Origin of the sequence: Pseudomonas sp. URIL14HWK12:I5, from assembly GCF_900176445.1 — a bacterium.
Lineage (GTDB): Bacteria > Pseudomonadota > Gammaproteobacteria > Pseudomonadales > Pseudomonadaceae > Aquipseudomonas > Aquipseudomonas monteilii.
Window position 1 is genome coordinate 39000 of the sequence record NZ_FWXQ01000016.1, and the last position, 12073, is coordinate 51072.

8 protein-coding genes and 1 pseudogene are annotated in these 12073 nt (G+C 59.4%); 4 read left to right on the forward strand and 5 right to left on the reverse strand.

The features are described from left to right. Positions 1-144: 144 nt before the first annotated feature. Positions 145-1614: an amino acid permease gene (locus B9A31_RS26510; RefSeq protein ID WP_143512107.1), complete on the forward strand. Its 1470-nt coding sequence runs from the start codon at positions 145-147 to the stop codon at positions 1612-1614. Between the two features lie 223 nt (positions 1615-1837). Here B9A31_RS26510 and B9A31_RS26515 read toward each other — a convergent pair whose 3' ends face one another. The 3 genes from B9A31_RS26515 to B9A31_RS26530 form a co-directional block, all read right to left on the reverse strand. Continuing rightward, the gene (locus B9A31_RS26515; protein WP_016714078.1) at positions 1838-2263 is read right to left on the reverse strand and encodes a DUF6691 family protein; all 426 of its coding nucleotides are present in this window, start codon (positions 2261-2263) and stop codon (positions 1838-1840) included. A 1-nt stretch (position 2264) separates the two neighbouring features. Beyond that, positions 2265-2702: a YeeE/YedE family protein gene (locus tag B9A31_RS26520; RefSeq protein ID WP_019096376.1), complete on the reverse strand. Its 438-nt coding sequence runs from the start codon at positions 2700-2702 to the stop codon at positions 2265-2267. A gap of 482 nt (positions 2703-3184) precedes the next feature. Further along, complete coding sequence (locus B9A31_RS26530) at positions 3185-6232, reverse strand: aminotransferase class III-fold pyridoxal phosphate-dependent enzyme (protein ID WP_084297549.1); 3048 nt, start codon at positions 6230-6232, stop codon at positions 3185-3187. 142 nt (positions 6233-6374) lie between these two features. Here B9A31_RS26530 and B9A31_RS26535 point away from each other — a divergent pair, with 142 nt between their 5' ends. Beyond that, the gene (locus tag B9A31_RS26535) at positions 6375-6815 is read left to right on the forward strand and encodes an Lrp/AsnC family transcriptional regulator (RefSeq protein WP_084297550.1); all 441 of its coding nucleotides are present in this window, start codon (positions 6375-6377) and stop codon (positions 6813-6815) included. Positions 6816-6885: 70 nt separating this feature from the next. Here the strand turns inward: B9A31_RS26535 and B9A31_RS26540 are convergent, their stop codons facing one another. Further along, on the reverse strand, positions 6886-7503 hold the full coding sequence (locus B9A31_RS26540; protein WP_025754970.1) for a dTMP kinase: 618 nt from the start codon (positions 7501-7503) through the stop codon (positions 6886-6888). Positions 7504-7630: 127 nt separating this feature from the next. Here B9A31_RS26540 and B9A31_RS26545 point away from each other — a divergent pair. Continuing rightward, positions 7631-7810 (forward strand): annotated as a pseudogene (locus tag B9A31_RS26545) (response regulator transcription factor); the annotation flags it as partial. A gap of 105 nt (positions 7811-7915) precedes the next feature. Continuing rightward, positions 7916-10456, forward strand: a complete 2541-nt coding sequence (locus tag B9A31_RS26550; RefSeq protein WP_019096371.1) for an HWE histidine kinase domain-containing protein — start codon at positions 7916-7918, stop codon at positions 10454-10456. 87 nt (positions 10457-10543) lie between these two features. Here the strand turns inward: B9A31_RS26550 and B9A31_RS26555 are convergent. Then, positions 10544-12073: acetolactate synthase large subunit (locus tag B9A31_RS26555; protein WP_084297551.1), on the reverse strand; the 1530-nt coding region annotated here is incomplete at its 5' end.

Below are 12073 nucleotides of genomic sequence, written 5' to 3' on the forward strand. Positions count from 1 at the left end.
ACTTAGCCCCAGCGTTAACTAGCACCTGAAAGTATTTTTTGTAGTCAGGACTGACCAGACTTTGCATGCAAGTCTGTCTGTAGGATGCAGATAAAGAAATACCAATAACAAATACTACTAAGCCTGTGCGCTTTAGGTGAATTTATGGCGATGACACAAAAAAATGAGCAGAGTCAAGCCGACTCAGCCAAAAAGAATAAATCCGACTGGCTAGATTCTCATGAGTCCGGATACTCTAAGAATCTGAAGCGACGACATATCCAGATGATCGCTCTAGGAGGAGCAATCGGGACTGGCCTCTTCCTCGGCGCTGGCAGTAGGCTACAATCAGCCGGGCCGTCGCTAGGTATAGTGTATCTTGTGTGTGGCATCTTTGCGTTTTTCATCCTCCGAGCGTTGGGCGAACTTATCATGCACCGCCCGACCACAGGTAGTTTCGTTTCCTACACACGGGAGTTCATGGGCGAACGCGCGGCATTTGTCGCAGGCTGGATGTACTTCCTGATTTGGGCAACTACTGGCATTGTAGATATTACAGCTGTTGCCATCTACATGAAGTACTGGGGTGTTTTTGCTGACTTCCCTCAATGGGGGTTCGCCCTAATTGCCCTCACCGTTGTAACCGTCATGAACCTGATCGGCGTCAAGTGGTTCGGTGAAATGGAGTTCTGGTTCGCCATTATCAAGGTCGGTGCAATCGTAGCATTCCTTATTGTAGGTACCGTGGTTCTCGGCACCGGTCACCCTATTGGTGGACATGCACCAGGTCTTAGCCTGATAAGCGACAATGGAGGTATCTTCCCTCATGGAATTCTGCCTGCCGTCCTGATCATTCAAGGCGTACTGTTCGCTTATTCAAGTATTGAGCTTGTGGGGACTGCAGCTGGCGAGACCGAAAATCCTAAGGATATTCTGCCGAAGGCAATCAATGGCGTGATTTGGCGGATCGTTTTGTTCTACATCGGCTCCGTTGTGCTTTTGATCTCGGTACTTCCGTGGACAGCTTACAGCGCCAATGAGAGCCCGTTTGTTACTTTCTTCTCTGCCTTGGGTATCCCTAGCATGGGGTCAGTGATGAACATTGTCGTACTCACTGCAGCACTTTCAAGTCTCAACGCGGGCCTGTATTCCACAGGGCGGATTCTTCGCTCGCTGTCAATGGGCGGCTCAGCACCCAAATCGCTTTCCGCAATGAATGCTCAGGGTGTACCGTATAAAGGTATCTTGATTACCGTAGTCATCAACGCGTTTGGTGTTCTCTTGAACTACCTGATCCCCGCCCAGATCTTCGAACTGCTGCTTAACATGGCCGCTCTTGGGATCATTACCACTTGGGCATTCATCGTGCTGTCTCAAATCAATTACCGCCGCGCCGTTATACGCGGTGAGGTTCAGATGGTCAGTTTTAGAATGCCTGGTGCACCATTCACTTCATGGATGACCCTCGGCTTTCTTGCTTTTGTATTGATTCTGATGGCATTCGACTACCCGAGCGGTACCTACACGGTGTCCACTATTCCGCTGATCGTTGTCGCCTTGATGATCGGCTGGTCTAGAACATCACACGCAAAAAAGGCAAAAGGGTTTAGCGCAGAAAAGGCCCCCGCTCAGTAATAAAATGCCTGGTCGGTACTCCCCGATCAGGCATGCCCACCTCCCATGACCGGACAATTGGCGAACGAGAGAGCGTTTCTAGCCATATCCATCCTCCTGAGTGAAGGTGCCGCCCCTCTCAGGATGAGCAACGGGGGCATGTATGGGCACTGCCATCCGAATGAAAGAACGCATGATAATCTGAGTGACGAGTTGGGTTCACGGATCACGTCACCATAAGTAATCAAACACTTGGTGCCGTGACCGCTTCGATCACATTGAATATCAGCATACCCAGCAACATCGCTGCCACAAACAGCCACGCCGGCCAGTAGCCACCCGACAAAAGCACCAACGCCGGGCCCGGACACACCCCGGCCAGGCCCCAACCAACACCGAACAACAGGCTTCCGCCAACTAGACGACGGTCAATGTCACGCCGGGCGGGTAAATGCATCGTCTCACCTAGCAGCGTCACCGAGTGTCGACGTGCCCAGGCCATTGGCAAGAACGCCGCTCCGATGGCTCCGACCATGACCAACGCCAGCGAGGGGTCCCATTGCCCGGCTAGGTCGAGGAAGCCAATCACCTTGGCAGGGTTTGCCATTCCGGACAGCAATAAACCTATCCCGAACAGCACCCCTGCGATAAAGCCACTGATCCGAGTCATGTTACGTTCCTGTAAAAAGATGCCGAGCGCCGAACACAGTGACAAAACCGGTCGCCATGAAACACAGCGTCGCCACTGCCGAACGAGGAGACAGCCGCGACAGGCCGCACACCCCATGACCGCTGGTGCAGCCGCCACCGTAGCGAGTACCCAGGCCGACCAGCAGCCCTGCGGCCATCAGCACCCAAGGTGCGCTGGTGAACTGCACAGTAGGAAGCGACGCGAACGCCTGCCACAACAACGGTGCAGCGAAGATTCCCAGCAAGAACGCCGCTTTGTCACCACGCCCCTCCCCTGCACGCTGCAACATCGAAGCGAGCAACCCACTAATACCGGCTACCCGTCCGTTGCCCATGGCGAACAGACCTGCTGCCAGACCAATCAGCGCCCCCCCTCCGAGTGCCGACCAGGGTGTGAAAGCATTCACATCAATAAACATTGCAGTGCTCCAACTCTTGATGTCCTGATGACAGCAAACTTTATCTTAGCGCTGGGCCAGCGCGTTTGAAATCCAGCACGGAGGCAGCTCATCGTGTCTTTGGACACTGTCGATGACTTCATCGAAAAATACAACGACCACATGGAGTCTGAGGAAAACATCTTCTTTCCAGCGCCAGAACAATAGCTTTCAAACAGTCAATGGCTGGAAATAAAACAACAATGGCACTAACTGGATGGCGATCGACCAGAACTGAACTGCGAATCAAGGCACCGTCGCCCGGGCTTCTTCAGGCGCTAGTTCGAACTGTTCGAGGCAACGCTGCTCGTCGTCCGCCATCAAGGCGGCGAGGCAATAGCACCCAAGGACCTCCCGAAGGTGCCGTGCTCGACAAAGTGAATATTGGTAGTCAAGCAGATGCTTTCTCAGGGAAGCCTGGGGGCGTTCTTGAACGGACTTCTCAGAATCTCACTGGGTGCACCTCACTTCAGCGCCGCAATGAAGCTGTCTTGCAGCACTTCCAGAAGGAAGTCCGCATTGGCCCGGCTGAAAATCATGGAAGGACGCATTTTCAGCACGTTGTCATGCGGGCCTTCGGTACCGATCAACACACCGCGTTCTCTGGCGCCATCGGCAACTTTCCTGGCCAAGGCCGTGGCCGGAGCCTTCGACGTGCGGTCCGTGACCAACACGATGCCGAGGAACAGGCCCAACCCGCGTACATCACCAATCACATCGAATCGCTGCTGAAGTTTGCGCAAACCCTCAAGCAGGTAATTGCCGATGCTCAAGGCATTCTCTTTCAGCTGGTCGCGCTCGATTGCATCGAGCACCGCCAGGCCCACCGCACACGACACGGGGTTGCCGGCGAACGTATTGAAGTACTCCATGCCGTTGTTGAAAGCATCGGCAACCTCGCGCGTGGTCACCACCGCCGACATCGGGTGGCCGTTACCAATCGGTTTGCCCATAGTGACAGCATCCGGCACTACGCCTTGGGTCTCGAACGCCCACCAGTGGCTACCGACGCGGCCAAACCCGACCTGCACCTCATCGGCCAGGCACAGCCCACCTTCGGCGCGAACCATGGCGTATACCTCCTTGAGGTAATGCTCGGGCAGGAACACCTGCCCCGCCACGCTGGGGATCGACTCGGCAAGGAAGAACCCCGGGCCCTTGCCGGCTTTGCGCATGGCGTCCAGCTGCTCTGCCACCGACTCGGCAAACCGCTTGCCGTGCTCTTCCAATGGCCAGTGCTCGGGCGCGTAGTAGCTGTCTGGAACCACCGCCTCGTATACGTGCGCCGCCCTGCCCTTGCCGGCTTTGCGCTTGTACTTGTAAGGGCTTAGGTCGATGAGTTCTTGCGTGGTGCCATGGTAAGCCCAGTCCAGCACGATCGCCTGGTCGCTACCGGTGTAGTTGCGCGCCATGCGCAGCATGAGGCTGTTGGCTTCACTGCCCGAGCAGCCGAATGACGCCACACAAAGGCCCTCTGGCAACGTGCCGGTCAGCCGCTCGGCGTACTCGACGATGTTGTCGTGCAGGTAACGGGTGTTGGTGTTAAGTCGTGCAGCCTGGCGGGTCAAGGCGTCGACCACGTCGGGATGGCTATGGCCCAAGTGGCACACGTTGTTGAAGCAATCCAGGTAGGCCCGCCCGAAGTTGTCGATCAGCCATACGCCATCGCCGCGCACGAACTTGATCGGGTCGGTGTACGAAATTGACAAGTTCGGTAGCAGCAGCTCTTTACGCTTGGCAATGATCTGGGCCTTGGTCATTCCCTGCTGGTTGTAGGTTTCTGGCGGGATGCCGGCCAAGGTCGACGCATCAGGGAACAGGTCAGCCCACACTTCGCGGTACTCGGGCTCTCCAACGCCAATGACCTCACTCGCGCTCAGCTGGGTATCGGTGGTCATCTGCAGGTGCAGGTGGGGAATCCAGCCGCCGTTTTCAGTATCGGTGCCCATGTAGCCCACCAGGTCGCCGGCTTCGAGCTTGTCACCGGCCTTCAAGCGGCTGAGCGCCTCGTGGGCCAGGTGCCCCCACAGGGTCAGGAATGGCGGGCAACCTGACGGGCTGTGCTTGATCATCACCAGCCCACCATAGCCCAGCGGGTCTGGTTCAACCTCAACGCTTTTGACGGTGCCAGCGACCGGCGCGTACAACGGCGTACCGGCGGGCATCACCAGATCGACCCCCACATGCAAGGTGCGGCGCTGCCCCTTGATGAAGCGCGACTCGAATGCGCTGTCCGTATAAATGGTACGTAACTCACCCCATGGCCCGATGGCCAGAGGCACATTGTGCGCGGCAGAGAACGCATTCCACCAGCGCGTCGCATCGGCAGGCCGCTGCTCGGCTGAGGCGATGGTCATCTCGTGGCTGGCGTCGCCAAATGGCGCGATCACCTTGTTGAGGACGGCGGCTGACGGGCGCACCAGGTCGGCAAATGATGTGTGGTTATCGGCGATCCAGCGGCGCACTGCACCCGCCCCCTCGATGGCATCGAAACCGCAGGCTTTGCGCAGGATGCCGGTGGCCAGCCGTGGATTCATCGAATCAAGCTGTTCCAGCAGGCGCCAGGCTGGCGCTTCACTGATCGCCAGGTAAGGGTTGTCTTCTGTCTGATCTTGCCGGGAAGCGGAGAAAGTTACGCTGATAACCAGGCGCATGGCAATCAGGTTGAACAGCACGTCAAGCTCTTGCGCTTGCAATGGGTACTTTTCATGGAATCCGGCCACCAGCGCTGCGGCAGCGCCGATCGGGTCGTCCATGTCGAGAATGGCGTAAGCACAGGCGATCGCGACCTCGGCAATCAGCACGGTATGCACGGCATCGCCAAAGTCGATGAAGCCGGTCACATGGCGGGTGGTTTCGGCATCGACCAGGATGTTCCAGTCGTTGGCGTCATTGTGGATCACCTGCGCCCTGAGTGATGCCAGCCGGGGCTGTACAGTGTGTTCGAACCGGGTGATAAAACGCTCGACAATGGCCCGACGCTCGGGGCTTTTGATGTAGTGCAAGCGCGAACGGGAGCGTGCGGCATGGCGCAAGTCCCAGTCCAGGTCACGGACGGCACCAAGGTGCATGAACCCCTGCAGGGCGCGGTCAAGTTCACCGAGTGCCCGGCCAAAGTTGCTCATCAGCGCGACAGAGCGCTTGGCCTCGGCAAGCGGCGTGCCGGCCAACCAACTGACCAGGCGCATGGCATGCTGTTCACCTGTGGCGCTGGCCACGGATGGCAGATAGTCACCCGCCACACTGGCGCGAAGGTGAGGCACACCCAGGTGCGCGCCATGCACGGCCAGATGATCGAGCAGCGCGGTTTGAAACTCGCTTTCTACCCGGGGTTCGCTGGAATTGACGATTTTCAGTATCCAGCCCGCATCGACGCCCGTATCCAACCGGTAATTGCGGTCCCGCTCCCCGTCCAGGGGGGTTGCTGTAGCGGTGACATTGAAAAAATCTTTTGCGAGGCCCTCTGCATCGCTTGCCGAAAACCGAGGTGCCGGGTGGGAAAGGTCTGTCATATCATCACGTTCCGAGCGAGCAAATTGTTTTTCAATAGCTTGTCACGCACTGCCGAAACCGACACCCTGCATACGGTCGGGATCGACAGGCATTATGCCGGTACCGACCGGCATAATGACGGCGAGCTTATCAGGTGGTGCAATGCGTGAACTTGACGCAAAAGATCGTGAGATTCTTGAAGTACTTTCGAAGGACGCGCGCATTGCGCTGAAGGCATTAGCCGGCCGCATAGGCCTTTCCAGAAGCGCCACTACCGAGCGTGTGGCCAACCTTGAACGCAGCGGGATCATTCGAGGATACCGTGCGGATATCGGCGAAATAGACGCCAATGTCATACGCGCGATACTGCTGGTGACCTTGCACCGCACACCTGCCATGGGGCTGCTCGACCAGTTGGCAACGGACGCACGCGTGCGGCGGGTTTCCTCGGTGAGTGGGCAGCTTGACCTGGTGGTTGAGGTGGAAACCCGAACAATCGACGACCTCAATCAGGTGCGCGACAACGTGGCACGTCACGAATCGGTTGATGACATTACCACGTCGGTTGTCCTGCGCCGTGATATCGACCGCCAGAGCGCCTGATCATCCACGCATGGTTGCCCAAGCCGGCCTTTGCGCCGGCAAGCCAGCTTGCACAGAGGCGCACGAGCGCTCAACGCGATAGCAGTACGCGGTCAATCTCGCCAACCACCTGCCGCGTCGCGTCTTCGATGGCCCCTTCATTACGGCACAACACCCAGCCGTGCTTTACGAGCGCCCGCTCGAAAGCCTCGGTGCAGGCAACCTGTTCATCCAGGTTGTATATCACCGTACTGCCCAGGCCACGCGTGCGTGCCGCAGCCCTTGCCCACGAGGTTTCAGGGGCAGTGACAACCCCGACATGCAAATCTGGCACTTGCACGCTTAGGTCGAGGTTCAATCGCAAGATCTGGTCAAACGGCACCGTGCGGCGAAACGCGGCGTCAGAGGGGTACCAGCGATCAATCAGGACGATGCTGTCGGCTGGCTGCTTGGGCAGTACGTGCCGGGAAATCCAGGCGCGGCTTTCAGCGAAGCGCTCGCACACCCTTAATTCCAGATCTCGGCAAGGGTTTCTGGCGAGCTTGTTGACCAGCGCCATGGTTTCGCCCCGGTAGGGATCGCTCTTTTTTTCGCAAAGGCGGATCACCTTTTTCCCGTCCACTCTCAGGGCTTGGGTGACGGCCTCCAGCAGCGTGGTCTTGCCGGTGCCTTTAGGCCCATCGATGGAAACAAACAGCGGGCGAATCATCGTTCAATACCAGTTGGCTCAGGTGCGGATGAGACCATTGATCGCCGTTTGCCTTCAAGGCATATCGACAAGAGCACATCTGTACTCCACAGGTAAAAGGCGGCACATGCGGCCTTCTCGTCCTTTCCTCCTGCGCGGCTATTCGTCGAAGGCGATGGCGCAACGGCTGGGCATCTCGCCAGAAACCATCAAGGTGCACCGGCGCCACCTGTACGCGAAATTGAATATCTCGTCTCACCCTGAACTGTTTTCGATGTTCATCCGTGAGCTGGGGTTCGCTGATGATCGAGGGGAACACCCGTCATGAGCCAGCACGGCCCTTTTCGCCTCGCTATGCCAAAGGCGGGCATGCCTGCTAGGCTGACGTTGGCGGCCCTGCTGGCAGCCTCCTCATCCTCCACAGGCACGGCCCATGACATTCAACCCCCAAGTAAACCTGACCAACTGCGACCGCGAGCCTATTCAGATACCTGGCAGCATCCAGCCCCATGGCTGCCTGCTGGCGTGCGATGCCTCGGCCACCGTCGTTTTGCGTCATTCGGCCAATGCCCCACAAATGCTGGGCGTAGCAAGCGACATCAACGGCCAGAAGCTGCATGCGGTGCTCGGGGATGAGGTGGCGCATACCCTGCGCAACGCGCTGGCCCGCACGCGGGAGGCCTCGCGGCCGGCGCACAGCTTCGGTGTGAAGCTGCCCAGCGGCGAGGCTGTCGACGTTGCCGCCCACGTGTTCAAAGGCACGGCTATCCTCGAGTTCGAGCCCGCTGGCGCGAGCATTGCCGAGCCAATCGAGCTGGCCCGCACGCTGATCGCCCAACTGCGCGACATCGACCAGACCAGCAAGCTGTTCCGCGATGCTGCCCGCTTTGTCCGGGCCGTGCTCGGTTACGACCGGGTGATGATCTACCAATTGGGTGCCGACGGCGCCGGCAAGGTGGTTGCAGAGGCCAGGCGCAGCGACCTTGAAAGCTTCATGGGCCAGTATTTCCCGGCCTCCGACATCCCCAAGCAGGCCCGCGCACTTTACCTGCGCAACCCGATCCGGGTGATCTCGGATGCCCAGTTCAAGACAGTCGCCATCGACCCGGTGCTCGACCCCTCGGGCGAGCCGCTCGACCTTTCCTATGCGCACTTGCGCAGCGTCTCGCCGATCCACTGCGAATACCTGTGCAACATGGGCGTGGGGGCCTCCATGTCGATTTCGGTCATCGTCAATGGAGAGCTGTGGGGGATGATCGCCTGCCATCACTATGCACCACGCACGCTGGCCATGGGGCAACGTGTGGCGGCGGAAATGTTCGGCGAATTCTTCTCGCTGCATATCGAGACCCTGCGCAGCCGGCAAAAGCTTGAAGCCGCCGTGCACGTTCACAAAGCGCTGGACAGTATGCTGCTTGACGCCAACCGGGCTGCAGACATCGATGGGTTCTTCCGTGCGCGCCTGCCCCGGCTTATGTCGCTGATCCCCTGCGACGGCATCGGCATGTCGCTGCAAGGCCGCTGGTCATCCGCCGGGCTGACGCCGCCCACATCGGCGGTGCCCGACCTGCTGCGCCTGGCAGACATTGTCAGCGCTGGCCGTACCTGGGCGTCCAACCGCCTGTCGATGGTGCTGCCTGCGGCCCAGGCGTACTTTACCGATGTGTCTGGCGTACTGATCATACCGATGTCGCAGCAGCCTAGGGATTACCTGATTTTCTTCCGCAAGGAAGTGGTCGAGACACTCGACTGGGCCGGGGACCCGAACAAGACCTATGACAGCGGCGCACTGGGCGACCGCCTGACACCACGCAAAAGCTTTGCGATCTGGAAAGAAACCGTTCACCAGCAGTCACTGCCCTGGACCGAGCAAGACCGCCAGTTTGGCGACGCCATCCGTACCGCTATCGTCGAGGTGGTGCTGTATAACAGCGAGTTGCTGGCCAGCGAGCGTTCGAAGGCAGAAGTGCGCCAGCGCATCCTCAATGAAGAGCTCAACCACAGGGTCAAGAACATCCTGTCGTTGATTGGCGCGCTGGTTGCCCACCCGACCTCGGAGAGCCAGACACTGCAGGACTACGTGGCGACATTGAAGGGGCGCATCCATGCGCTGTCCCTCGCTCACGACCAGGTGGTACGCGGTGACGGTGGCGGGCGACTGGCCAAGCTGCTGGAGGCAGAGCTTTCACCCTACCGCACCGCCGCCGGATTGATTGAACTGCAAGGCCCGAACGTTATCCTGGATGCCCGCGCCTACTCGGTCATGGCCTTGGTGCTGCACGAACTGGCAACCAATGCTGCCAAATACGGCGCGTTGTCGCGGGCGAGCGGCAAACTTGCCGTAAGCTGGGCCATCGACGCCACCCACAGCTGCAGCATTACCTGGCGCGAAAGCGGCGGGCCAACGGTTCGCCCGCCCAGCCGCAATGGCTTTGGCTCGGTGCTGATAGAACGCAGTATCCCATTCGACCTGGGTGGCACCAGCACAGTGGAATATCACGCCGAAGGCGTGCAAGGGTTGTTCAGAATCCCTGCAAAACACCTGTCCGTGGCCGAAGCGGCCGACCCTGTGAATACATCCGCGCCGGTTACCCGTGCAGCCGATGCCTTTGCCGCCCGGTCAGGCTTGTGCGTGCTGATCCTTGAAGACCAGTTGGTGATCGCGGTTGGCCTTGAGCAGATTCTCAACGATGCACAGATCAAGAACGTGATGACCGCCGGTTCCGAGGATGAGGCCATGCGCTTGATTAGCAGCCGCACACCGGACGCCGCGATACTGGATGTGAACCTGGGAACAGGGACGTCGATTTCCGTCGCCGATGAACTGCAGCGCCGGCAAATTCCGTTTCTGTTCGCTACCGGCTATGGCGACGGCATCAGCATTCCCTCGCATCTGAAAGACGTGCCCGTAACCCGCAAGCCATATGACGCCAACAGCATCCTGACCAGTCTGCAGGCCCTGGTTGATCGCTGAGAGAAGGGATTCCTGAACGAAAGGAGGGAGCGCAAGCCGCTCCAGGGAACGGCGCCAGCCTTGAGGTGGCGCCGTTCCTGTCAAGCGTTACACCGCCAGCGCGCGCTCACGCAGCTCGCTGTTGAGGATGCGGTCGTTTTCGCTGTAATCGACCGGGCAGTCGATCACATGCACGCCCGGGGTCTTGATGCAGTGCTCCAGCAGCGGCAGCAGGCCTTCGGCGCTTTCCACGCGGTGGCCGTTGGCACCGTAGGCTTCGGCGTACTTGACGAAGTCCGGGTTGCCGTAGTCCAGGCCGAAATCGGTGAAGCCCATGTTGGCCTGCTTCCAGCGGATCATGCCGTAGCCGTCGTCACGCAGGATCACCACGGTGATGTGCATGCCCAGACGGACTGCAGTTTCCAGCTCCTGGCTGTTCATCATGAAGCCGCCGTCGCCGCATACCGAGATCACCGGACGGTCAGGGTGCACCAGGTGTGCCGCCATGGCCGAAGGCAGGCCGGCGCCCATGGTCGCCAGGGCGTTGTCCAGCAGCACGGTGTTTGGCTTGTGCGCCTTGTAGTTGCGGGCGAACCAGATCTTGTAGATGCCGTTGTCCAGGGCAACGATGCCTTCGGACGGCAGCACGCGACGGATGTCGGCAACCAGGCGCTGCGGGTAGACCGGGAAGCGGTTGTCGTCAGCGCCTTCGGCGATTTGCGCTTCGTTGGCTTCACGGATGGCCATCAGGCGAGTGAAGTCCCAGTGCGAGGTGTCGTTCAGCGCTTCGCTGATCTGCCACACGGCGTTGGCGATGTCGCCGATCACTTCGACCTGCGGGAAGTACACGGCATCGACTTCGGCAGAGCGGAAGTTGATGTGGATGACCTCAGTACCGCCACGCACCATGAAGAATGGCGGCTTCTCGATCACGTCGTGGCCGATGTTGATGATCAGATCGGCGGCTTCGACGGCGCGGTGCACGAAGTCACCGGACGACAGGGCGGCGTTGCCCAGGAAGCGTGGGTGGCGCTCGTCGACCACACCCTTACCCATCTGGGTGGTGATGAACGGGATGCCGGTCTTGTCGATCAGTTGCTTGAGGACCTTGGCGGTCATCTTGCGGTTGGCGCCAGCACCGATCACCAGGATCGGGCTACGGGCGTTCTGCAGCTTCTCGACGGCGGCTTCGATGGCCACATGCTCGGCCAGCGGGCGGCGGTGCAGGCTGCGCGGGATCGGCAGTGCATCGGTCTGCTCGGCGGCGATGTCTTCCGGCAGCTCCAGGTGTACCGCACCCGGCTTTTCTTCTTCGGCCAGGCGGAAGGCTTCGCGCATGCGCGACGGGATGTTGTCGGCCGAGGCGAACTGGTGGGTGTACTTGGTGATGGGGTCCATCATGCCGCACACGTCGATGATCTGGAAGCGGCCCTGCTTGGACTTCTTGATCGGCTTCTGGCCGGTGATCATCATCATCGGCATGCCGCCCAGGTAGGCGTAGGCGCTGGCAGTAACCAGGTTGGTGGCGCCAGGGCCGAGGGTCGACAGGCTGACGCCGGTCTTGCCGGTCAGACGGCCATAGGTGGCGGCCATAAAGCCTGCAGACTGCTCGTGACGGGTCAGTACCAGCTTGATCTT

Coding starts and splice junctions, on each gene's coding strand:
- B9A31_RS26510 (WP_143512107.1), top strand. CDS start 145: ATGGCGATGACACAAAAAAATGAGCAGAGTCAAGCCGACTCAGCCAAA.
- B9A31_RS26515 (WP_016714078.1), bottom strand. CDS start 2,263: ATGACTCGGATCAGTGGCTTTATCGCAGGGGTGCTGTTCGGGATAGGT.
- B9A31_RS26520 (WP_019096376.1), bottom strand. CDS start 2,702: ATGTTTATTGATGTGAATGCTTTCACACCCTGGTCGGCACTCGGAGGG.
- B9A31_RS26530 (WP_084297549.1), bottom strand. CDS start 6,232: ATGACAGACCTTTCCCACCCGGCACCTCGGTTTTCGGCAAGCGATGCA.
- B9A31_RS26535 (WP_084297550.1), top strand. CDS start 6,375: ATGCGTGAACTTGACGCAAAAGATCGTGAGATTCTTGAAGTACTTTCG.
- B9A31_RS26540 (WP_025754970.1), bottom strand. CDS start 7,503: ATGATTCGCCCGCTGTTTGTTTCCATCGATGGGCCTAAAGGCACCGGC.
- B9A31_RS26550 (WP_019096371.1), top strand. CDS start 7,916: ATGACATTCAACCCCCAAGTAAACCTGACCAACTGCGACCGCGAGCCT.